We start from the raw sequence: 23,177 nt of genomic DNA on the forward strand, positions 1-23,177 counted from the left end.
GTGTTAAAACTATATGAGATTATCGCAAGTTGACTTCGCAAAGACGAGCCAGTTTTCGTCACTATTTTTAGATTATTTAAAAGGAGAAAGTCAACTTGACCGCTTCTATGGTGAAAAACCTGTTATTGATAATTTTGAAAAGCAGATAAGTAATAAAAACTTTGATGCCGATAAAAGAACTAAGCTGGTATCTGTTTTAAAAGAACAGTACCAGCATTTAAATCCCTCTCCTGAATTTACAGCCCAAATGGAGTTGCTTGCAGAAAGCAACACATTCACCATTACTACGGGGCACCAGCTCAATTTATTTACAGGCCCGTTATATTTTATTTATAAGATTGTAACGGTAATTAATATAGCAAGAGAGCTGAAGGAAAAATATCCTCAATATAATTTTGTGCCCGTATATTGGATGGCAACGGAAGATCATGATTTTGATGAAATTGACCATTTTAGGCTAAACGGTAAGAAGTATCAATGGCAAACGGAGCAAAAAGGTGGGGTAGGTCGATTTTCCGTTGAATCCATATCCAGTTTAGTAGAAAGTATCCCTGGTGTACCAGAGTTTTTCAAACAGGCCTACTTAAAGGAAACTAACTTGGCAAATGCTGTTAGAAGCTATGTCCATCATTTGTTTTCGGAGTATGGTTTGGTGGTAGTGGATGGAGATAACACAGTGCTTAAAAAGGAATTGACCAATGTTATTAAAGAGGACCTGATAAATCATACAGCTGAGTGTGTAGTTGGAGATCAGAGTAAGGCTTTAAATGATTTGGGATATAAGACTCAGGTGTTTGCCCGAGATATTAATTTCTTTTACTTAAAGGATGGGTTACGTGAAAGGTTGATTCAAGAAGGAAATAAATATGTGGTTTTAGATACTGATATTTCATTTTCTGAAGATGAATTATTAGAGGAGCTCGAGGAGCATCCCGAATGTTTTAGTCCTAATGTAATACTGAGGCCACTTTATCAAGAGGTGATACTTCCTAACTTGGCCTATATTGGAGGCCCGGCTGAGGTGGCCTATTGGTTACAATTAAAGCCTATATTCGATCATCATCATGTAGCATTTCCTGTGGTGATGCCTCGTAACTTTGCTATGGTAATTCCTCACCATATCGATAGAAAAATGGATAAATGCCAGATCACTATTGATGATGTTTTCAAGCCTAAAGATTTGCTGGCGAAGGAGCTAGTAAAGGTATACAGTGCTAAAAATTTGCAAGTAAACGGGAAGTATGAAAAGATGATGGCTTTATATGAAGAGCTTAAGGTTCAGGCTGAGGACATTGATCCTACACTCGTTCAACATGTGGATGCGCAGCAAACAAAGGCAGGTAAAGTACTTGAAAATATAGAGAAAAAATTTATTCGTGCCGAAAAGAAAAAACAGGCTGATAGGCTTGGGCAGGTAGATGCTCTTTATGATTTTCTAAGGCCAAATGGTGGCTGGCAAGAGCGAACTGATAATTTCCTTAACTTCTATTTAGAAGATGGTTTATTCATTCATGAATTAGTGGCGAATTTCAAGCCTTTTGATTATCGTTTCAACGTGCTTACTTATGATCGATAAAAATTCGCTACGAAAAACATTTTTACAAAAACGACTTCAGCTGGATTTTCAAGAATTTAAAATCAGAAACCAGCTAGTAATTCAGCAGGCAGCTGAATTTTTGAAGAAAGGCCATTTCTCTGGCTTACATACTTTCTTAGCTATAGCAGAAAAAAAAGAAGTTGATACTCTTACGCTGGTGGAACTATTGAAAACTGATATTCCTGCGTTAAAAATAATGATTTCGAAATCACTACCTAAGGGTGAACTTTCTCATTATAATTACGATGAGCATTTAACTTTAGCAAAGAGTAAATGGGGTATACCAGAGCCTGTAGAAGGTCATGTTGCTGATTTGTCAGCTATAGATGTAGTTTTTGTTCCTCTTATCTCATTTGATAAAACTGGGCACAGAATAGGGTATGGGAAAGGATATTACGACCGTTTTTTGGCTAAGGTGCCTAGAGCAAAGAAGGTAGGATTGGCTCTAACTCCACCTTTAGATCACATTCTGTTCTCTACAGAGCTAGATGTGAAGTTAGATGCCTGTATAACTCCTTTTAAAACTTATTACTTTGATTGATTAAATAACATCTTCGATTTTAAAATTTCGAGTGTTTAATTCAAATTCAAAGCCTGCAGCGTTGTCCATAAGCTTAGTGCCTAATGGAGATGAGGGCGCAATAGCAAAGTATTCTTTACTATCAATTACAATTTTTCCTGCACCAATAGCGATGTAAAACGAGCCATTGTTAGTGCTTACCAAGCTACCAACCTGAACGGATTTATATTGCTTGGAAGGGTTGACGCTAAACAGCATCTCTTTTAGTTTGGTAGCTTCATTTAGCTGTACAGCATTGTTTTCCATTTCCTGCTGCATCATCTCTCGACCAGTTTCATATTTATCTCCAGCCGAGCTCTTTGTTTCATCGTTAGCAGCTTCCTGTGCTGATCTCATAGCTGCTTTTGCATTTTGAATGCGTTGCTCTACAAAATTAACACAGTAATCATAAAGCTGCTTCTTGATTGTTTCTTTAGCTTCCATTCGCATGTTTAATTAACATGCGAATGTATGAAACTTTAATTATGTGCAAATGCAGTGGTAGAAAATTTATTTTCCTATGCCTACATTTAAGAATGAATCGTCTTTAGCCTCTAATTTGCTTTCTCCCATGAGGTACTGATCTACCGCTATAGCAGCTTCTCTTCCTTCTGAAATGGCCCAAACCACTAGAGATTGTCCTCTTCTTGCATCGCCAGCAGCAAATACATGCTCTACATTGGTTTGATATCCTTCAGTTTTCGCATTACCTCTTTCATCGGTTTCAAGGCCAAACTCACTTAATAATTTATTTTCTGGAGCTACAAAACCTATAGCTAATAGAGCTAGTTCGCAAGGTATGTCTCTTTCGCTGCCTTCTACCTCCTTAAAGCTTTGTCTGCCGTTTTCATCCTTTACCCACTCTATGTCTACAAGCTTTACTTTAGAGAGCTGTCCATTTTCTCCTATAAATTCCTTGGTTAAAATGGACCATGAACGTTCACCACCTTCTTCATGTGAAGAGGAAGTTCTTAGGGTCATGGGCCATAAAGGCCAAGGGTCGTTATCTGTTCTGTGTGTTAATGGTTTAGATAGTAATTCTATTTGTGTTACAGAAGTTGCACCATGTCTGTGAGAGGTGCCAATACAGTCCGAGCCAGTGTCACCACCACCAATTACTAATACATTTTTACCTTGTGCAGATATTTTGTTTTCAATAGTATCACCAGCTACTTCTTTGTTTTGCTGCGTAAGCATTTCCATAGCAAAGTGAACACCTTTTAAGTCTCTACCTGGTATGGGTAAATCTCTAGGTTGAGTAGACCCAGCGCAGATTACAATGGCGTCAAACTCATCATTCAGTTTGTCTACAGGTATGTCAGTGCCTATATTGCTATTGGTTTTGAATACAATGCCTTCCTGCTCCATTATCTCGACTCTACGATCGATTACCCATTTCTCTAATTTAAAGTCAGGAATACCATACCTGAGTAAGCCACCAATTCTATCTGCTCTTTCAAAAATAGTAACATTGTGACCAGCTTTGTTTAGCTGAGCTGCTGCTGCTAACCCTGCAGGTCCTGAGCCTATTACTGCTATTTTTTTCTCCGTTCTATGCTGAGGTGTTTGAGGCTTTACATAACCTAGTTCATAGGCTTTTTCTATGATGCTTTTCTCTATGTGCTCGATAGCAACCGGAGGTTTATTAATGCCTAGCACACAACTGGCTTCGCATGGTGCTGGGCAGATCCTCCCTGTAAACTCAGGGAAGTTATTGGTAGAGGTCAGTATTTTTACTGCCTCTTCCCATTGTTCTCTATAAACAGCATCATTAAATTCTGGTATAATATTGCCTAGAGGGCATCCGCTATGACAAAAAGGGATACCACAATCCATACATCTTGCTGCTTGCTTCTTCGTTTTTTCTTCAGGAAATTCAACATAAATTTCTTTATAATCATTGATACGGTCCTGAGGGTTTCTTGAAGAAGGTAACTCTCTGTTATATTGTAAAAATCCGTCTTTTTGTCCCATTATACAGCTACTTTTAATGCTTGCTTTCTTTTTAATAAAACTGCTTTGTAGTCATTAGGTATCACCTTGATGAACTTCTCAAGTGAAGCTTCCCAGTTGGCTAAAATCTCTTCTCCTAATGAGCTTTCTGTGTATTTGATATGATTCTCGATCATTTCTTTTAGCTTATCGATATCTTCTTTTTCAAGAGGATCAAGCGATACCATGCCTTTGTTACAAAGCTTATCAAACTGATCATTTTTATCATAGATGTAGGCAATACCTCCACTCATACCAGCTCCAAAGTTTTTGCCAGTAGGACCCAGGATTACAACATTTCCACCAGTCATGTATTCACAAGCGTGATCACCCACACCTTCTACCACTACATCTACTCCAGAGTTTCTTACGCAGAATCTTTCTCCTGCCATACCCCTTATGTAAGAAGTTCCTTTAGTGGCACCATAGAAGGCTACGTTACCGATAATGATGTTGTCTTCTGCTTTAAAGGTAGTAGTCTTGTCTGGGTAAACGATTAGGTTACCTCCGCAAAGGCCTTTACCGAAGTAATCATTAGCTTCTCCTGCTAATTCGAAAGTAACACCGCTGGTAGATAATGCTCCGAAGCTTTGACCTGCTGAACCTCTAAATTGATAGTGGATGGTGTCTGCCGGTAAACCTTCACCTTTGTATACTTTACTTATTTCGTTAGATAAAATTGCTCCTGCAGTTCTGTCTGTGTTTTTAATATTGAAAGTATGCTGTACTGGTATTTTGTTTTCTAGGGCTGGTTTTGCAGCCTCAAGTAGTTCCCAATCTAACACATGGTCAATTTCGTGATCTTGCTCTACTTGTTTGTAGATACCAATGTGATTAGATATAGCTTCTTTATATAAAATTGGAGATAAGTCAAGGCTTTTGTACTTCCAGTGTTCTATGTCACTTCTTAATTTAAGTACATCTGTTTGGCCTACCATTTCATTGATAGTTCTAAAGCCTAGCTGCGCCATTATCTGTCGTAAATCTTCAGCTAAGAAAGTGAAGAAGTTCACCACATGATCAGGATCTCCGGTGAATAATTTTCTTAGTTCTTCATTTTGCGTGGCGATACCTACAGGACAAGTATTGAGATGACACTTTCTCATCATAATACAGCCTTCTACAACTAACGCAGCAGTGGATATTCCCCATTCTTCAGCACCCAAAAGTGTTGCAATAGCCAAATCTCTACCTGTTCTGAGCTGTCCATCAGTTTGAACAGTAATTCTACTTCTTAGGTCATTTTTGACTAATGTCTGGTGAGCTTCTGCTAAACCAAGCTCCCAAGGTAAACCCGCATGTCTTATAGAGCTAAGTGGTGAGGCTCCCGTTCCTCCATCAGCACCAGATATAAGTACTACATCTGCATTGGCTTTTGATACACCGGCCGCCACAGTACCTACTCCAGCTTCTGAAACTAGCTTTACGTTTATTCGAGCACCTCTATTAGCATTTTTAAGGTCGTAGATAAGCTGGGCTAAATCTTCAATAGAATAAATATCGTGATGGGGTGGAGGTGATATTAAACCTACCCCCGGAGTAGAATGTCTTACTCTTCCAATCCAATCATCCACTTTATGACCAGGAAGCTGACCACCTTCACCAGGCTTAGCTCCTTGAGCCATTTTTATCTGTATCTCATCGGCATTGGTTAAGTAATAACTAGTTACTCCAAAACGCCCTGAGGCAACTTGCTTAATGGCAGAACGTTCCCAATCTCCGTTTTCTTTACGTTCAAATCTCACTTCATCTTCTCCTCCTTCTCCACTATTACTTTTAGCGCCAATTCTATTCATGGCAATGGCTAGTGTGGAGTGAGCCTCATGAGAAATTGATCCAAATGACATGGCCCCCGTAGCGAATCTTTTGAAGATTTCTTCTTTTGATTCTACTTCTTCTAATGGAATTGAATTTCTGCTCTTGAAATCCAATAGACCTCTTAAAGTAAGCGCATGTCTCGTTTGGTCATTTATTTTCTCAGCATACTTTTGGTATAGCTGAAAATTATTAGTTTTTGTAGAATGCTGTAATAAATGGATAGTTTCAGGAGTGAAAGTATGTCTCTCACCTCTTCTTTTCCATTGGTATACCCCTCCTGTTTCTAAAGTGTCGGTTTCAGCATGGAACGCACTTCTGTGTCTAGCCAAGACTTCTATAGCAAGGCCATCGAAGTCTAAGCCTTCAATACGAGAGATGGTACCTTTGAAACAGCGGTCGATTACTTTTTTACTTAAGCCTAGGGCTTCAAATATCTGGGCTGATTGGTATGACTGTAAAGTACTAATTCCCATTTTGGAAAGTACTTTTAATAAGCCGTATCCAATAGCTTTTTGGTAGTTAGCAAAAGCTTCTTCGATAGTGATATCAGCTTCTAGCTTTCCTTCTTTATGCAAGTCAATAATTGACTCTAGAGCTAAATAAGGGTTGATGGCACTTGCGCCATAACCAATAATAGTAGCGAAATGATGTGTTTCTCTTACGTCTCCGGCTTCTACAATTAAGCCAGCCTTGGTTCTTAATTTTTTATGAACCAGATGATGGTGAATAGCACCGGTTGATAATAATGATGGTATAGGTGCATAGTCTTTGTCAACATTTCTGTCGGAAATAACTAATACTTTTTTACCTTCATTAATGGCAGCTTCAGCTAATTCACAGATTTTGTCGAGGCCTTCTTCTAATCTTTTGGGTTCTCCATCAGCTTTGAATACCGCAGGTATTACAGCATAATCGAATCCAAAGTTGGCCAGGATCTTAAATTTTTGAAGATCACTATTGAGCAACACAGGTTGAGAAATGTGTATTTGCTTAGTGTGCTCAGGGGTTTCGTCCAAAATATTTAAGCTTTCTCCTACTCTGGTAAATAATGACATTACCATTCTTTCCCTGATCGGGTCAATAGGAGGATTACTTACTTGTGCAAACAATTGTTTGAAGTAATTCGCAATATGCTGGCTTTGATCAGACAGCACTGCAATCGGTGTGTCCGCACCCATAGATCCTACGGGTTCAGTTCCGCTAATGGCCATAGGCCCTAAAATTATTTTTAACTCTTCAGAGGTATAGCCATAAGCCTTTTGTCTGCAAAGCAAAGTTTCTTTATCAAAACCAACTTCTACGTCAGTAGGAGATGGTATTAACCTAAGCTTTGTTCTATGGTCTCTGATCCATTTGTCGTATGGTTTGCGCTGGGTTATTTGTACTTTGATTTCATCATCGTACATTACTTGCTTTTTGTTTAGGTCAACCAAAAGCATTTTTCCAGGCTGCATTCTTCCATTGCTTTCTACCAACTTAGGGTCGATAGGTAATGCACCAGTTTCAGAGGCAACTATTAATCGGCCATCTTTTGTAATACAATATCTAGAAGGTCTTAGGCCATTTCTGTCAAGTGTAGCGCCAATTTGATTACCATCTGTAAATACTAGGGCAGCGGGGCCGTCCCATGGTTCCATTATTGATGCATGGTATTTATAGAACGCCTTTCTGTCAGCATCCATTAATTCATTGTCTTCCCAAGCTTCAGGCACCATCATCATCATTACGTGAGGTAGTGATCTTCCACTTAACACAAGCATTTCTACTAAAGCATCAAAGTTAGCCGAGTCGGAGTGTGTTGGGTTGGTGACAGGAAGTATCTTAGCCAGTTCTTCATCCGTAAAAAGCGATGATTTCATCATGGCTTCTTTAGATTTCATTTTGGTAACATTACCACGGATGGTATTAATTTCTCCATTGTGAGCGATGTACCTGAATGGCTGTGCAAGTTTCCAGTTAGGGAATGTATTTGTAGAAAAACGAGAGTGAACGATAGATAAAGCTGAAGTCACATGCTCATTTTGAAGGTCGTAATAGTAAGGTCTAAGTTGGTTAGTTCTTAATTGGCCTTTATAAATAATTACTTTAGAAGAAAAACTAGGAATGTAAAAGTCTCCATTGTTTCCTTTTACATTAGCGCCAATATAGTGTGTTACTACATTTCTAAGCACAAAGAGTCTTCTTTCTAAGGCATCAGTATCTTTTATCTTATCGTGTTTTACAAAAAGCTGTTCTATTACGGGCTCCACGTTTCTGGCTCCAGCGCCAGGTATATTGTGGTTAACCGGAACAGACCTGTAGCCAATAATGGTAAATCCCATTTCTGAGGCTTCTTTTTCTAAAATTTCCTTACACTCTTTCCTGACGGCAGTGTTTACGGGTAGGAATAGCATACCTACACCATATTTACCTGCATCAGGTAATTGAAAATTTAACTTTTCACTTTCTAGTTGAAAGAAGTCATGAGGAATTTGTAGAAGGATACCCGCACCATCGCCAGTTTCCGGATCACTGCCGGTACCGCCACGGTGTTCCATGTTTTCAAGCATGTCGATAGCATCCTGAACTATTGCAGAAGTTTTACTGCCATCAATGTTAGCTATGCACCCTATGCCGCAGGCATCATGTTCTAGCTCTGGGGTGTACAACCCCCGCTGTTGGTCACTTTTCATAAACAATTATTTTTTATGGCTAAGTAGGCTCAGCCGAAATGAGTACAGACAAAATTTCATGAAATTAACGAAATACATCGCTCATATGCATAAAATAAGGGATTATTTTACAATTTTTTTAATTAATCCGTACTTAAATTGTAAATGCAAGAATTTAAAACGATTGCAAAGCCACTTCTCTGAAATGCTTCTAAGCTTTTACTGCCCGAACCATCTCTTTTTTACCCGGAGGCCCTGGTAAAGTACTTACTTCGAGCCCTAAAGTTGCAAGGTCTCTCTTCAATTGTCCCTTAGCACAATAAGTCACAAACACACCGTTTGAGTTCATTGAATTAGTAATTTTTTTCAAAATTTCTGTAGTCCATAATTCCTCTTGCTTATTAGGGGCAAAGGCATCAAAGAATATGATGTCAAATTTTTCGATCGGCAGTGTGCACTCTTCTAGTTTCTGATGGATCTTTTTTAGTGTGAAATTATCATGAATTAATTCATCCGCCTGCCATGTGCAGGTGTGCATTTTTTCGAACCATTCTTTGGCAGCAGCATGCTTTATGTATTCTAAATAATTAAGCTGTTCTGCAATTTCTAAGGTGATAGGGTAAGCTTCAATTGAAGTCATATGAAATGCTTTTTGATGATTGTCTGCATATTCTGCAGCCAATAAAGCATTGAGTCCAGTGCCAAAGCCTACTTCAAAAATGTTAAAAGCATTTTTATCAGACATGGAAAGAAGATGGTCAAGCCCCATTTTTAAAAATACGTGCTTAGACTCCTGCACAGCACCATGAAACGAATGGTAGGTTTCGTTCAGTGAGGGAACATACAGGGAGTGAGACCCATCTTCCGTTTTTATTAATTTAATTTGTTCTTTTTTTTCTGTCATTTGGTTATTAAAACAGTGGCAAATGCGGCTACTCCTTCTTCTTTTCCTACAAAGCCCAGCTTCTCTGTAGTTGTAGCTTTAATAGACAAATCCTCTTCTTCTATTTGCATTACTTCAGCTAAGCACTTTTTCATTTCAGGAATGTAAGGGTTTACTTTTGGTTGCTGTAAACAAATGGTACTGTCAATGTTTCCTATTTCCCATCCTTCTTTTCTAAGAAGCTCCATTACATCTTTAAGTAATATTTTGCTATCTATACCCTTAAACTTGGGGTCTTTATCTGAGAAGTGAAATCCAATATCACGCATATTGGCAGCGCCAAGTAGCGCATCACAAATCACATGGATGAGTACATCCGCGTCAGAGTGGCCTACCGCTCCTGAATGATGTTCTACTTTAATTCCTCCCAACCAAAAATCACTACCTTCTTTTAATTGATGAACATCGTATCCAAATCCTGTTCTTATTTTCATTTTTAATTTTTCAATGATTTATAATGCATTACTGTGCAGTTTTCTGGCTTTAATATGTCATTTGCCAACCTAGAAATATCAGCTGTAGTAACTTGTTGAATCAGTTCCCCTTCCTGATTTACCAGATTAGCATCACCAGATAGTGCCGCAAAAGCCAGATTTCTAGCTCTATTTAGTATTTCTATTTCAGAAAAAACAAGTGAAGATTCTGCTTGGTTTTTTACTTTTTGAAGCTCTTCCTCTTTTATTTTTGAGTTTAATAATTCGTTTATGATCTCCCAAACGGCCTGTTCGGCAATTTTAATATCTATGTTTTCGGATACACGCCCCGTAATTATTAATAGCCCGGGGTCAACAGACCCTGTAATGTACGCACCCACTGAGCTGAAATATTTTTTTTCTCTTACCAATGGTTCGTAGAGCCTGCTCGAGTTGTCTCTGCCCAGTATGTCGCTTGTCAAATCAGCAGCATAATAATCTTTGTCAAATTTTCCCGGCATGTGAAAGGCCATGTAAAGCATGTCTGCAGGCACATCAGCGCTTACATCGATATGTCTTTTCTGGGTTTGCTTGGGCTCTTGTGGTAGTTGTCTTTTGTATTCATTACCTCGAGGTATAGGAGCAAACCACTTTTCTGAGAGCTCTTTTACCTGATCAAAAGTAACGTTGCCTGCTACTACCATTATCGCTTGATTAGGAACGTAATGTTTTTTGAAAAATGCTTTAACATCATCCATGGTAGCATTTTCTATATGACTTATTTCTTTACCAATAGTAGGCCAGTTATATGGGTGTTTTTCATACACCACAGGCCTTAACTTGAGCCATGCATCTCCATAGGGCTGGTTTAAATAGCGCTGTTTAAATTCTTCAATCACCACTTTGCGTTGTACTTCAAGTACTTCCGGATCGAATGATAAGCTAAGCATCCTATCTGATTCCAACCAGAAGCCTGTCTCAATATTTTGTGCAGGCAAAGTGAGGTAATAGTTGGTGATATCTGGACTGGTGAAAGCATTGTTCTCGCCACCAGCTACTTGTAAGGGTTCATCATAATTAGGAATATTTACCGAACCTCCAAACATGAGATGCTCGAATAAATGAGCAAACCCTGTTTTATCAGGTGATTCGTCCTTTGACCCCACATCATATAAAATATTGATTACTGCCGTTTGTACATTGGTGTCTTCATGTACATATACTCTCAGGCCATTGTCTAAAGTAAAGCTCTTGAATGCTATCATGTATCAACAAAAATAAAAATATAACATCATTTTGCAGATATAGCCAATGCTTTAATTTTGTTCATATTGTGGCATCTTGTTTTAAGTAAACCTTCTAACAGATGCTGGTAATACTAAGCAAGTGACGCTGCCAACTTATAAATCCCGAAGATATGCACTTTGATCGTAAAGAATATTCAGATGAAGAGCTCATGGCATTATATGAATCATTAATGCAACCGCGCTTAATAGAGGAAAAAATGCTTATTCTGCTCAGGCAGGGAAAAATAAGTAAGTGGTTTTCGGGTATTGGGCAAGAAGCCGTAGCGGTAGGAGTCACCAAGGCACTGGCTGCTGATGAATACATTCTTCCAATGCATCGTAATTTAGGTGTGTTTACTGCGCGAGATATTCCTTATGAAAGGTTGTTTGCTCAATTTCAGGGTAAGTTGCTGGGATTTACAAAAGGAAGAGATCGCTCATTTCACTTTGGTACCAATGAGCATCATATTGTAGGTATGATATCACATTTGGGGCCTCAGCTTGGTGTTGCAGATGGTATAGCTTTGGCTAATAAGTTAAGAAATGAAACTAAAGCCACTTTGGTGTTTTCAGGTGATGGTGGAGCCAGCGAGGGAGATTTTCATGAAGCACTAAACGTAGCGGCCGTTTGGGATTTGCCCGTGATTTTTGTGATAGAGAATAATGGTTATGGACTTTCTACTCCAAGTAGCGAACAGTTTAAATGTGCCAGTTTTGTGGATAAAGGTCCTGGTTATGGCATGGATGCCATTAAAATTGATGGTAATAATGTTTTAGAAGTATATGATACCATAAGGCAGTTAGCCGAAAATGTGAGAAATAATCCTAGGCCTGTTTTGGTGGAAGCTATAACTTTTAGAATGCGTGGCCATGAAGAGGCTTCTGGTACTAAGTATGTTCCTAAAGAGCTCATGGATAAGTGGGCATTGAAGGATCCTGTTCACAATTATGAAAAATACTTACTAGCTGAAGGGGTTTTGAGCGATAAGAAAATTAAGTCTATTCATAGTAAGATAAATAAAGAGATTGAAAAGGGGCTAGAGCTTGCCTATGCAGAGCCAACACCAGAGGCTAATACCGAGGCAGAGCTTGCTGATGTGTTTGCTCCTTTTGATCAGCGAGTGGTAGAGCCAGAGGGGAATGAGAAATCTCAAAAGAGGCTTATAGATGCTGTTTCTGAAGGGGTGAAGCAAAGCTTGCAGAAATATGAAGACCTGGTTATAATGGGGCAAGATATAGCTGAATATGGAGGTGCTTTTAAGGTGACAGAAGGTTTTGTGAATGAGTTTGGTAAAGAAAGAATTCGTAATACACCGTTGTGCGAATCTGCTATAGTAGGAATTGGATTAGGTTTGTCTATTAAGAATTATAAGTCAGTTATTGAAATGCAGTTTGCTGATTTTGTGACATGTGGCTTTAATCAAATTGTTAATAACTTGGCAAAGTCACATTATAGATGGCAGCAAAATGCTGATGTAGTAGTGCGAATGCCTACCGGAGCTGGAGTAGGAGCAGGCCCTTACCATAGTCAATCAAATGAGGCATGGTTCTTTCATACTCCTGGTTTAAAAATTGTTTATCCTTCTAATCCTGCTGATGCTAAAGGGTTGCTATGTGCGGCAATAGAAGACCCTAACCCAGTTATTTATTTCGAACACAAATATTTATACAGATCATTATCTGCAGAGGTAGCCGATGCTTATTACACCACTCCTATTGGTAAGGGAGTAGTTGTACAAGAAGGTAGTGACATGTCCATTATTACCTATGGATTAGGAGTGCATTGGGCACTGGATGTTTGTTCTCAGTTTCCTGATTATTCCATAGAAATTATTGACTTGAGAACACTGCAGCCATGGGATAATGAAGTGGTTAGAAATTCTGTTGAAAAGACAGGGCGAGTGCTGGTATTAAATGAAGATTGTTTAACAGGAAGTGTGGCTTCAGAGATTAGTGCGTGGGTTTCAGAGTTTTGCTTTAAAGCTTTAGATGCTCCCGTAATGAGGTTAGGTAGCTTAGATACTCCTGTGCCATTTACCCGCAGTTTAGAGGAAAACTTCTTGCCCAAAAGCAGACTACCGGAAAAAATTAAGGAATTGCTGGAATTTTAATTAAATTAGTGCGTTTAAAGGCTAATTGAAATTTTATTTTTTAAGGCGCTGCCAACGTTGAAGAAACTCGGCCAAATACTACCTTTTAAGTTTATGCCCATAATAAGACTCGTTCTGTGCTTGTCGTTGACTTTTTTTGCCATTACGGTAGTAGTGCCTGATGCTCATGCACAAAATAAAAAAACCGAATATCAGCGGATAAAGGAAAAAAGAAACAAAAAAAATAGGAGCCTAAAAAGAAGGGGCGATAAAGGCAAGTCGAATAGAGGCAAGATAAGGGCCACCCGCTATAAAATAAGATCAAGACAAGGAGAAAAAGCGTATAAGGGTGACGTAGCCGGAAGAAGATTTCAAACCAAACGATCTACAAGACCAAACTGGGGTGGGCAGGCGAAAGTTAATCCTTATGCTGGTAGAAAACGAACAAGTGAAGCTAGTAGAGCTAAGGCATCGAAGCAGACACCTCGTTATTCATCTAGAGGAAGAGAAAGGGCTTGGAGTGGTGATGTGGCCGGCCGTGCTATTAGAAGTAGATCATCAAAACCTATATACTCCAACAAAAGAAAATACAGCGGAGGTAATTTCAACTCCATTTCTCGCAATTCAGAAAGCAAAGGAAAAGTAAAGCGAATTGTTCCTAGGTCTGCGTCAGGTGCTTATAAGGTAAGGCGCAGGGAAAAACCTTATGCTAATAGAGAGCGATCAAGGTGGGAAAAGGCCTATAAAGGTGATATTACCGGCAGGCGAGTACGAACTACAACGAGTAGTATAAAGCCTAATTTGCAGAGACCCAAGAGAGTAAAATACAGCAGCAGTGGAAGGAGAGGAGATAAAGCATATAAAGGAGGACGAATTACTTCAGGCTTCAACAGATTCTCACGGTCATCTAATGGCTCAAAGAAAAGAGAGAAAGCTTGGAAAAACGATATCAGTGGCCACAAGTTGAGAAATAATAGATCTCAACGACCAAAGTTCAATTCTAGTAACTTTAAGCCATATAGCAATAGAACTAAAGCGGGAGATAACGCTTACCGAGGCAAGATGAAGGGTGGAGGATTTAAAAGCGCGTCTTCACGAAAAGAAAGAGCTGCATCACAGTTGTCACACGGCAGGCCACCAGGATCAGGAACTAGAAGAGGAGGCATGTTTCAAGGCAATGTTAGAGCTTCAAGGCCATTAAAAGGAGGGGGAAGCATAAGCGGTAGATCACGTAACAATCATGGGAGAGCGCTGGAAGGAAGAGGAACAAGGAGTCAAGATAGAAGGTCGGCAGCCTTTCAAGGTAATGTACGTGGCGGAAGAGTATTTAAAGGAGGAGGAAGCATTAGTGGTAGATCTAGAAATAACAAAGGAAGAGCAGTAGAGGGCAGAGGTACTCGTAGTCAAGATAGAAGAACGGCAGCTTTTCAAGGTAATGTGCGTGGCGGAAGAGTGTTTAAAGGTGGTGGCAGCATTAGCGGTAGATCTCGAAATAACCATGGAAGAGCAGTAGAGGGCAGAGGTACTCGTAGCCAGGATAGAAAGACAGCGGCTTTTCAAGGTAATGTGCGTGGAGGTCGAGTTTACAAAGGTGGTGGCAGCATTAGCGGTAGGTCACGCAATAACCATGGAAGAGCGATAGAGGGTAGAGGTACGCGTATGCAGGATAGAAAAACTGCAGCTTTTCAAGGTAATGTACGTGGTGGAAGAGTGTTTAAAGGAGGTGGTAGCATTAGCAATAGATCACGTAATAATAAAGGGCGTGCTGTTGAAAGTAGGATGCCTCGAAGTCAAGATAGGAAATCTGCAGCCTTTCAGGGTAACGTGCGTGGAGGAAGAGTATTTAAAGGAGGCGGTAGCATCAGTGATAGGTCTCGAAATAATAAAGGCCGTGCTGTCGAGGGTAGAATGCCTCGAAGCCAAGACAGAAAGATTGCTGCATTTCAAGGCAACTTCAAAGGAGGGAAAGTGTTTAAAGGAGGAGGAAGTATTAGTGGTAAACTTTGGAATAACGATGAAAGGCCTATAGAGAGCAGAACGCCTAGGAGTCAAGATAAGAAAGGAGCAAAATTTCAAGGCAACTTAAAGGTTGATAAAAATAGGATAAAGGACAATGCGGCTAAAAGTGCAAACTACACTGGTAATATAAGAAGGTATTCGTATATGACTAAATCAGGGCCGGAAGATTATCTGAAGCATAAAGGTAACATAAAGAGAGATTTCAGGTATAATAGAAATAAGCTGGCTTCTAAGAAATCCTTGAAAGGGGAAGGTCCTTCTTTTGCTATGATAAAGGCAGGTAACTATCATGGAAATGTGAAAGTAAGCCGTACAAAGGTGCATGTGAAAGGTAGACATCCTGATGCCAAGTATGTTGGTATGAGGTCTAACGGTAAAAAAGAGAAGGAAAAGACTTTCAGTTTTAAGATTTTATGGTCAAAACTGTTTAAGAAAGAAGAAAGCCAGCCAGATAATTTGAAAGAAAAACATGGAAGGCCAAGATATGATAAGAAGGAAGATGGCCTTTGGAATGATTGATATTAAAAATATGGAGTGGATAAAATTAGATAGCGAAGCGCTATTAGATCAAATAAAAGAAGAATCTAATCAAAGTGCAGTGATGATTTTTAAGCATAGTACTAGGTGTTCGATCAGTAGTATGGCTTTGAATAGGTTGGAGAGAGCGTGGTCGGCAGAAGAAATGACTTCTGTAAAACCATATTATCTGGATTTGATCACTTACAGAGATATTTCAAATAAGATAGCTGACATCTTCAATGTAACTCATGAGTCGCCTCAGGTTTTAATCATTAAAGACGGTAAGGTAGCTCACCATACTTCTCATATGGGAATTAGCTATGAAGATGTCAAAAAGAATGTTTGATTTTAAAAATCAAAAGTAACAGTCTGCTGTATGTCCTTGTCCAGGCTTAAAGCTACTGGGCAAGTGAGTGCAGCTCTTTTTAAAACTTCCTTTTGTTTGTCGGTGGCCACTAAATTGGGGTGAGTAAAGGCTACTTTTATTTCGGTAATTTTTCTTGGCTTATCGGCCATTACTTTAGTTACCTCTGCTTTCAAGCCTTTTAAGTCAATGCCTTCTCTATTGGCAGTAATTCCCATTATTGTCATCATACAGCTGCTTAGTGCGGAGCTAACCAAGTCAGTGGGAGAAAAAGCTTCACCTTTTCCGTTATTGTCTGTAGGGGCATCAGTTATAATGCTATTGCCCGATTTTATGTGTTCTGCAGTTGTTCTTAGGTCGCCTAAGTATTCTGTGGTCATTGAATGTGCCATACTTTTGTAAAACTATAATTACTTGATTTTCGTTACGATTTATAAAATCACTAAATTTAGCGAATGTTTTATTTTATATGCTAAGTATGGCTAAAAAGCTCTTTTTAATTGTACTCTGGCTTAGTCCTTTTGTAGTGAATGCGCAGGAGATAGAGGCTGACCAGTATGAATCTGAATTTATTTGGGGTATTAATAAAAATACGGCAGGAGGATTGATAGGAGGTTTGGTTTTGCGAAAATCAAAAAAAATAGGCCCTGATAAATACCAAAGCTTTGGCATCGAGTTGGTCAATGTAAAGCACTCCCAAGAAATTAGGCGTAATTCCGTACTCACGGGTAATCTTTTTATTTATGGTAAAAAGAATTACTTATATGCTATAAGAGGTCAGTATGGTAGAGAAATGGTTTTGTTTAAAAAAGCGCCAGAGCAAGGGGTGGAAGTGAAGTTTATTGGAGCAGTGGGGCCTTCTATAGGAATTGTAGCGCCATATTATGTTGACTATATCATCAATAACCAGGATAACATTAGATCGGGGCAATACAATGAACAGCGCTATGAGCAAATTTTGGGCCCAGGAAACCTGTTTCAGGGTATTCAAAAATCAAAAATACAGATGGGACTTAATTTAAAGGCGGCACTAAGTTTTGAGTTAGGTACTATGAAAAGCCACGTTACAGGATTTGAAGTGGGCTTTTTGGTAGATGCTTATGCTAAGGAAGTGGAGCTTATGCCTGCCGTAGATAATCATGCCGTATTTCCTACAGCATTTATAACACTGTTTTACGGAAGTAGAAGATAATTGTACTTATGCACAATTATTGATCTCTAATTCCTAATTTTGAGACAATAAAATTATTACTGATATGATAGAACTACCGGTAATTTCCGCAGGGGAAGAAAAAAAGAAGCGTAAACCCAATTGGTTAAGAGTAAAGTTGCCAGTGGGTAAAGAGTATGCCAAGGTAAGAAAGCTGGTTGATGATCATAAATTACATACTATATGTGAAAGTGGTAACTGTCCTAATATGGGTGAATGCTGGGGAGCAGGTACTGCTACATTTATGATACTAGGTAATGTGTGTACAAGAAGTTGTACATTTTGTGCTGTGGCTACCGGGCGTCCACCAGAGTATGATGAGGAGGAGCCACAACGAGTAGCGGAGGCAATAAAAACTATGGGAGTAAAGCATGCTGTGTTAACATCAGTTAACAGAGATGAGCTTAAAGATAGAGGCGCTGAGATTTGGTATCAGACAGTAGTGAAAACTAAAGAGTTATCACCTTCCACAACTATAGAAACCTTAATCCCTGATGTAAAGGGTAACTGGGATGCGCTCTATAGAATGATAGAGGGAGGCCAAGAGGTAGTTTCGCATAATGTTGAAACAGTAGAAAGGTTGTATAGAAGAGTAAGACCTCAGGCTAAATACCAAAGAAGTCTTGATCAAATAAAGAAAACAAAAGAGGCAGGAATGCGAACCAAAACAGGTATTATGTTGGGGGTTGGCGAAACTGTGGATGAAGTGCATAAAGCTATGGATGACTTAGCTGCGCATGGTTTAGATATATTGACTTTAGGTCAGTATTTGCAACCTACAAAAATGCACTTAGAAGTTGCTGAATTTATTCACCCAGATCAGTTTGATGCCTATAGAGAAGAAGGCTTGAAGAGAGGGTTGAAATATGTAGAGTCAGGTCCATTGGTAAGGTCATCTTACCATGCGGAAAGGCACGTTAATGTTCCTATTTAATGCTTCTTAAAGGATAGATATAAAAAAAGCCGATTTAGAATTCTAAATTGGCTTTTTGTTTTAATACTTTTATTATTTCTTGTCTACAGCAGGCTTATTGTCTCTGTTGGCCAATTCCCAGGCTGTATAGAAAACTAATTTTGCTCTTTTGGTGTAAACATCAAAAGTGATTTTGTCTATCGTATCTGTTGGCTGATGGTAATCTTCGTGCGTTCCATTGAAGTAGAAAATGATAGGCACATTATGCTTAGCGAAATTCCAGTGATCAGATCTGTAGTAAATGCGATCGGGGTGGTTTTCGTCATTAAAAGTATAATCCAGATCGAAGTTAGTATAAGTCTTATTAGCATTCTCACTGATTTCGTGTAACTCGGTAGATAAACGGTTAGAGCCAACTAAGTAAACGTAGTTAGGGTTATCTTTATGGCCTGGGTCGATTCTCCCAATCATATCAATATTAAGGTCCACCACTGTATTTTCTAATGGGAAAACCGGGTGCTCGGCATAATAAGCAGATCCTAAAAGTCCTTTTTCTTCGCCAGTCACGGTCATGAATAGTATGCTTCTGCGAGGTCCATGTCCATCTTTTTTGGCTTGTACAAACGCTTGTGCAAGTTCCATTACTGCCGAAGTTCCAGAGCCATCATCATCTGCGCCATTGTAGACTTTGCCATCTTTTATGCCTTCGTGGTCATAATGTGCTGTTATTACTACTAATTCATCTTTTTTGTCAGAGCCTTCTAAGTAACCCAAAACATTTTCGCTTTTAACTTCAGTTACTTTTTGCTGAGTCTGATATTTAATTCTGCTGGTTTTTACTTTGGTAATGGACTTTTTGCTGTCACCGTTAGCTATGCTTTCTAGCTTTTTGAAAGAAGTTTTAACCATGTCACCTGCTAAAGATGGAGACACAATAAACATACCTCCGTTAGCAGAAGCATCAGTCTCTGGTTTGTTCACAGACAGCCTTCCATTAGAAAGGTATCTGCTAAACCGGCTTGCCGTGTTTTCAAAAGATTCATCAGTAGAGTCAATAACTGCGAAAATGATATTTGCGCCAGCTTGGTAAATGCTCTCGGCTAATTTAGGGTCTCTAAAATCATCTATAAATACTAATACGGCTTTGTCTTTTATATCCACTTTGGCAATTTCCTCTTCAGATCCGTTACCAACAAAAACAACTTCAGTACTTACTATTCCTTTAGTGGTTTTGCTTCCGTAGTAAATCACGTCTTTAAAGTTGCTTTTTCTTTCGCCATTTACTTCTACAAATGTTTCGCCAGGTATGCTTGAATATAGGGGTACTGGCTGTAAATAACTTTTAGTATTGCCAATGCTTACAGGAGGTATTAATCCCAACTCTTCAAAATGCGCACTGATAAAAGCAGCTGCCATTTTCTGTCCTCTTTTACCTGTCTCTCTTCCTTCCAGAGCATCAGATGCTAGGATGGATAAATAATCGTATAAATCATCTTTGGTTATAGTGGCAGCGTACTTTTCGGCAACGGGGTCTTTCTGAGCAAAAGATGGTGCAGAAAAAGTAAGGATAGCCAATATTGCAATAAGCTTTTGCATAATATGTTATAGCTAATAATGAATAAATTAAAACTCTCAAAATTAAGCAATTTCAATTCATGAATTAGGCATTATAAAATAATTGTTACGAACGGTTAAAAACAGGTATATCTCACCTTCAGGATAGGTTTAATTGATGGATGAAGAGCGAATTTTCTTCTAAATAAATTATACCTTTGTGCACCCCAAAATAATGACTAAAAGCTGGGTGCTTTTTCAACAGAAATTACTCATCTAATGAAACTGGAAATTAATAACTTAGAAAGATTTGACACGCGCCACAACGGGCCGGATGAAGAGCAGGTAAAGGAAATGTTGAAGGTGGTTAATGCTGATTCGATTGAACAATTGATTGAGCAAACTATTCCTAACTCTATTCGATTAAAGAACGAGCTTAATTTACCTGTAGCTAAAACAGAATATAAATTTCTGAGTGATTTCAGGAAGCTAGCAAAAAAGAACAAGATATTCAAATCGTTTATTGGAGCAGGATATTACAATACGGTAGTTCCTCCTGTTATTTTAAGAAACGTTTTGGAGAATCCGGGTTGGTACACAGCTTATACTCCGTACCAAGCAGAAATTGCCCAAGGCAGGCTAGAGGCGTTAGTGAATTTTCAAACGCTGATCATTGACCTTACGGGTATGGAGATTGCCAATGCCTCATTATTAGATGAAGGTACCGCAGCAGCCGAAGCCATGAGTATGTTAGCAGGAGCAAGAAAGGGACCTAAGAAAAAAGCGTCTAAATTTTTTGTGGATAAAAATGTTTTCCCTCAAACTGTAAATATCCTCGAAACCAGATCGGTGCCAGTAGGAATAGAATTAGTGATTGGGGATATTAATGAATTAGATTTAACAGATCCTGAATTATACGGTGTTTTAATTCAAAACCCAGATAATAATGGTGAAATAAAAGATTATACTCACCTTATAGCTTCCGCTAAAGAACAAAATGTTTTTGTAGCTGTAGGGGCTGATTTGATGAGCCTGCTGCTGATGAAATCTCCTGGTGAAATGGGAGCTGACGTAGTTATAGGTACTAGCCAAAGGTTTGGTGTGCCTATGGGATACGGAGGTCCTCATGCAGCATTCTTTGCTACAAAAGATGCTTATAAGAGACAGATTCCGGGGCGAATAATTGGAGCTTCGGTTGATAAGCAAGGAAACTCTGGTTACAGAATGGCATTACAAACCAGAGAGCAACATATAAAGAGAGAAAAGGCTACTTCAAATATTTGTACTGCTCAGGTGCTGTTAGCTGTAATGGCTGGTATGTACGCAGTATATCATGGGCCTGTAGGGCTGAAGAAAATAGCTACAAGAATTCACGGTTTAACACAACTGTTGGCCAATGGCTTGGCTTCTTTGGGAGTAACCCAAGTTAACAATGCATATTTCGATACACTAAAAGTGGAAGGAATAGATGCTGTGGCATTGAAAAAAGAGGCGGAGGCTTCTGAAGTTAATTTTAGATATTTTGCTGATGGCGCCATAGGAATATCTTTAGATGAAACTACTCGTGTGGCAGATGTGGAGTTGATCCTTTCTATCTTTGGAAAAGTGAGTGAGAAAGTAGTGGCGTTTGATATAGCTGCGGAATCAGACAAGTTAGCTTTGTCATGGAATGATGATTTGGTTAGAACTTCTGATTACTTAACTCACCCAGTATTTAATACTCATCACTCAGAGAGTGAAATGCTTCGTTACATCAAGAAGCTTGAAAATAAAGATTTATCGTTAGTACACTCTATGATTTCATTAGGGTCGTGTACTATGAAGTTGAATGCTACATCGGAAATGATACCTGTTACGTGGAGTGAGTTTTCTGATATTCATCCATTTGCACCAAAAGACCAGGCAGAAGGTTATCACGAATTGTTTAAAGACTTAGAAGAGTGGTTATGTGAAATCACTGGGTTTGATGCGGTTTCTTTGCAACCTAATAGTGGTGCTCAGGGAGAGTATGCTGGGCTTATGGTGATAAGAGCATATCATAAAAGTCAGGGGCAAGAACATAGAAACATAGCCTTAATACCGTCATCTGCTCATGGTACTAACCCTGCTAGTGCGGTAATGGCCGGCATGCAAGTAGTTATTGTAAAATGTGATGAAAAAGGAAATATTGATGTTGCTGATTTAAAGGAAAAGGCAGAGCAGCACCAAGAAAATTTATCGTGTTTGATGGTGACTTATCCTTCAACTCATGGAGTGTTTGAAGAGAGTATTATTGAAATATGTAATGTCATTCACGAAAATGGTGGACAGGTTTACATGGATGGAGCCAACATGAATGCTCAGGTAGGCTTAACCAGCCCTGCTAACATTGGTGCAGATGTTTGTCATCTTAACCTGCATAAAACATTTTGTATTCCTCACGGAGGAGGAGGTCCTGGAATGGGGCCTATTGGAGTGGCAAAACAATTAATGCCATTTTTACCAGGCAATGCTGTGGTTAAATCTGGAGGAGAACATGCAATAGACGCAATATCTGCAGCTCCGTGGGGTAGTGCCAGTATATTGAGTATCTCTTACGCTTATATTGCTATGATGGGGCGTGAAGGTTTGAAAAGGGCTACGCAAATGGCGATACTAAATGCCAATTACATGAAAGAAAGGCTTTCGGAATATTTTCCAGTATTATATACAGGGGCTAACGGAAGATGTGCTCATGAAATGATTGTGGATTGTAGAGAGTTTAAGAAAGCGGGGGTAGAAGTTGAAGATATTTCTAAAAGGTTAATGGATTACGGATTTCATTCACCTACTGTTTCATTCCCGGTGGCTGGTACATTAATGATTGAGCCAACAGAAAGTGAATCTATGGAAGAATTAGATCGTTTCTGTGATGCACTTATTAGTATCAGAAAAGAAATTGCTGAAGTTGAAGCTGGTACGGCTGATAAGGATAATAATGTATTGAAAAACGCACCGCATACGGCTGCTGTTATCACTTCCGATACTTGGGAGTTCCCTTATTCAAGAGAAAAGGCTGCTTATCCATTGGCTTATATTAAAGAAAATAAATTCTGGCCATCGGTTGGGAGGGTAGATAACGCTTATGGTGATCGTAATCTTATGTGTAGTTGCTTGCCAATATCAACCTACCAAGAAGATGATGCTGTTGAGGCATAAGATAAGTCTAAAAAGTTAAACTAAGAACCCGCAATCCTGCGGGTTTTTTGTTTTTATGGAATATATTTTTTG

The 23,177-nt window shown here is 39.1% G+C and carries 16 protein-coding genes; 8 read left to right on the plus strand and 8 right to left on the minus strand.

Annotation, left to right across the window (positions count from 1 at the left end; translation table 11 throughout):
- Positions 1-13: 13 nt before the first annotated feature.
- On the plus strand, positions 14-1,576 hold the full coding sequence (gene bshC / locus ACXACQ_RS06640) for a bacillithiol biosynthesis cysteine-adding enzyme BshC (RefSeq protein ID WP_474975151.1): 1,563 nt from the start codon (positions 14-16) through the stop codon (positions 1,574-1,576).
- A complete protein-coding gene (locus ACXACQ_RS06645) occupies positions 1,566-2,138 on the plus strand; it encodes a 5-formyltetrahydrofolate cyclo-ligase (protein ID WP_474975152.1) in 573 nt (190 codons plus the stop codon). The genes bshC and ACXACQ_RS06645 overlap by 11 nt, the downstream gene beginning before the upstream one ends.
- On the opposite strand, the gene ACXACQ_RS06650 is transcribed toward ACXACQ_RS06645, so the two are convergent.
- From ACXACQ_RS06650 to ACXACQ_RS06675, 6 genes are all read right to left on the minus strand, one after another.
- Positions 2,139-2,600 carry a 3-oxoacyl-ACP synthase gene (locus ACXACQ_RS06650; RefSeq protein ID WP_474975153.1) on the minus strand — a complete coding sequence of 154 codons (462 nt, stop codon included), beginning with the start codon at positions 2,598-2,600 and terminating at the stop codon, positions 2,139-2,141.
- Positions 2,601-2,666: 66 nt separating this feature from the next.
- Positions 2,667-4,130: a glutamate synthase subunit beta gene (locus ACXACQ_RS06655; protein ID WP_474975154.1), complete on the minus strand. Its 1,464-nt coding sequence runs from the start codon at positions 4,128-4,130 to the stop codon at positions 2,667-2,669.
- The gene (gene gltB, locus ACXACQ_RS06660; protein WP_474975155.1) at positions 4,130-8,638 is read right to left on the minus strand and encodes a glutamate synthase large subunit; all 4,509 of its coding nucleotides are present in this window, start codon (positions 8,636-8,638) and stop codon (positions 4,130-4,132) included. The genes ACXACQ_RS06655 and gltB overlap by 1 nt, the downstream gene beginning before the upstream one ends.
- 190 nt (positions 8,639-8,828) lie before the next feature.
- On the minus strand, positions 8,829-9,521 hold the full coding sequence (gene mnmC2, locus ACXACQ_RS06665; RefSeq protein WP_474975156.1) for a tRNA (5-methylaminomethyl-2-thiouridine)(34)-methyltransferase MnmC2: 693 nt from the start codon (positions 9,519-9,521) through the stop codon (positions 8,829-8,831).
- Entirely contained in the window at positions 9,518-9,994 is a 477-nt protein-coding gene (gene ispF, locus ACXACQ_RS06670; protein ID WP_474975157.1) for a 2-C-methyl-D-erythritol 2,4-cyclodiphosphate synthase, read from the minus strand. Before ispF ends, mnmC2 begins: the two co-directional genes overlap by 4 nt.
- Positions 9,995-9,996: 2 nt before the next feature.
- Positions 9,997-11,238, minus strand: a complete 1,242-nt coding sequence (locus tag ACXACQ_RS06675; RefSeq protein ID WP_474975158.1) for a M16 family metallopeptidase — start codon at positions 11,236-11,238, stop codon at positions 9,997-9,999.
- Positions 11,239-11,390: 152 nt separating this feature from the next.
- Between ACXACQ_RS06675 and ACXACQ_RS06680 the strand changes: the two genes are divergently transcribed.
- The 3 genes from ACXACQ_RS06680 to ytxJ all read left to right on the plus strand — a co-directional run bounded on the left by ACXACQ_RS06680 (position 11,391) and on the right by ytxJ (position 16,233).
- Positions 11,391-13,370: an alpha-ketoacid dehydrogenase subunit alpha/beta gene (locus ACXACQ_RS06680; protein WP_474975159.1), complete on the plus strand. Its 1,980-nt coding sequence runs from the start codon at positions 11,391-11,393 to the stop codon at positions 13,368-13,370.
- A gap of 93 nt (positions 13,371-13,463) precedes the next feature.
- The gene (locus ACXACQ_RS06685) at positions 13,464-15,887 is read left to right on the plus strand and encodes a hypothetical protein (RefSeq protein ID WP_474975160.1); all 2,424 of its coding nucleotides are present in this window, start codon (positions 13,464-13,466) and stop codon (positions 15,885-15,887) included.
- Entirely contained in the window at positions 15,853-16,233 is a 381-nt protein-coding gene (gene ytxJ, locus ACXACQ_RS06690) for a bacillithiol system redox-active protein YtxJ (protein WP_474975161.1), read from the plus strand. Before ACXACQ_RS06685 ends, ytxJ begins: the two co-directional genes overlap by 35 nt.
- 2 nt (positions 16,234-16,235) lie before the next feature.
- Here the strand turns inward: ytxJ and ACXACQ_RS06695 are convergent, their stop codons facing one another.
- Positions 16,236-16,643, minus strand: coding sequence for an OsmC family protein (locus ACXACQ_RS06695; protein WP_474975162.1), 408 nt, complete (start codon positions 16,641-16,643; stop codon positions 16,236-16,238).
- Between the two features lie 86 nt (positions 16,644-16,729).
- Between ACXACQ_RS06695 and ACXACQ_RS06700 the strand changes: the two genes are divergently transcribed.
- Both ACXACQ_RS06700 and lipA read left to right on the plus strand, forming a co-directional pair.
- Complete coding sequence (locus tag ACXACQ_RS06700; RefSeq protein WP_474975163.1) at positions 16,730-17,443, plus strand: hypothetical protein; 714 nt, start codon at positions 16,730-16,732, stop codon at positions 17,441-17,443.
- Between the two features lie 64 nt (positions 17,444-17,507).
- On the plus strand, positions 17,508-18,395 hold the full coding sequence (gene lipA / locus ACXACQ_RS06705; RefSeq protein WP_474975164.1) for a lipoyl synthase: 888 nt from the start codon (positions 17,508-17,510) through the stop codon (positions 18,393-18,395).
- Positions 18,396-18,467: 72 nt separating this feature from the next.
- Here the strand turns inward: lipA and ACXACQ_RS06710 are convergent, their stop codons facing one another.
- Positions 18,468-19,970 (minus strand): M28 family peptidase, encoded by a 1,503-nt coding sequence (locus ACXACQ_RS06710; protein ID WP_474975165.1) that lies wholly within the window; start codon positions 19,968-19,970, stop codon positions 18,468-18,470.
- A 237-nt stretch (positions 19,971-20,207) separates the two neighbouring features.
- On the opposite strand from ACXACQ_RS06710, the gene gcvP reads away from it, so the two are divergent.
- Positions 20,208-23,105 (plus strand): aminomethyl-transferring glycine dehydrogenase, encoded by a 2,898-nt coding sequence (gene gcvP, locus ACXACQ_RS06715; protein WP_474975166.1) that lies wholly within the window; start codon positions 20,208-20,210, stop codon positions 23,103-23,105.
- Positions 23,106-23,177: the final 72 nt, after the last annotated feature.

This window comes from Fulvivirga sp. AWR4_260, assembly GCF_056158185.1.

Bases quoted from the DNA above. Each gene is read 5' to 3' on its own strand.
- bshC (WP_474975151.1), top strand. From the start codon at position 14: ATGAGATTATCGCAAGTTGACTTCGCAAAGACGAGCCAGTTTTCGTCA.
- ACXACQ_RS06645 (WP_474975152.1), top strand. From the start codon at position 1,566: ATGATCGATAAAAATTCGCTACGAAAAACATTTTTACAAAAACGACTT.
- ACXACQ_RS06650 (WP_474975153.1), bottom strand. From the start codon at position 2,600: ATGGAAGCTAAAGAAACAATCAAGAAGCAGCTTTATGATTACTGTGTT.
- ACXACQ_RS06655 (WP_474975154.1), bottom strand. From the start codon at position 4,130: ATGGGACAAAAAGACGGATTTTTACAATATAACAGAGAGTTACCTTCT.
- gltB (WP_474975155.1), bottom strand. From the start codon at position 8,638: ATGAAAAGTGACCAACAGCGGGGGTTGTACACCCCAGAGCTAGAACAT.
- mnmC2 (WP_474975156.1), bottom strand. From the start codon at position 9,521: ATGACAGAAAAAAAAGAACAAATTAAATTAATAAAAACGGAAGATGGG.
- ispF (WP_474975157.1), bottom strand. From the start codon at position 9,994: ATGAAAATAAGAACAGGATTTGGATACGATGTTCATCAATTAAAAGAA.
- ACXACQ_RS06675 (WP_474975158.1), bottom strand. From the start codon at position 11,238: ATGATAGCATTCAAGAGCTTTACTTTAGACAATGGCCTGAGAGTATAT.
- ACXACQ_RS06680 (WP_474975159.1), top strand. From the start codon at position 11,391: ATGCACTTTGATCGTAAAGAATATTCAGATGAAGAGCTCATGGCATTA.
- ACXACQ_RS06685 (WP_474975160.1), top strand. From the start codon at position 13,464: ATGCCCATAATAAGACTCGTTCTGTGCTTGTCGTTGACTTTTTTTGCC.
- ytxJ (WP_474975161.1), top strand. From the start codon at position 15,853: ATGATAAGAAGGAAGATGGCCTTTGGAATGATTGATATTAAAAATATG.
- ACXACQ_RS06695 (WP_474975162.1), bottom strand. From the start codon at position 16,643: ATGGCACATTCAATGACCACAGAATACTTAGGCGACCTAAGAACAACT.
- ACXACQ_RS06700 (WP_474975163.1), top strand. From the start codon at position 16,730: ATGGCTAAAAAGCTCTTTTTAATTGTACTCTGGCTTAGTCCTTTTGTA.
- lipA (WP_474975164.1), top strand. From the start codon at position 17,508: ATGATAGAACTACCGGTAATTTCCGCAGGGGAAGAAAAAAAGAAGCGT.
- ACXACQ_RS06710 (WP_474975165.1), bottom strand. From the start codon at position 19,970: ATGCAAAAGCTTATTGCAATATTGGCTATCCTTACTTTTTCTGCACCA.
- gcvP (WP_474975166.1), top strand. From the start codon at position 20,208: ATGAAACTGGAAATTAATAACTTAGAAAGATTTGACACGCGCCACAAC.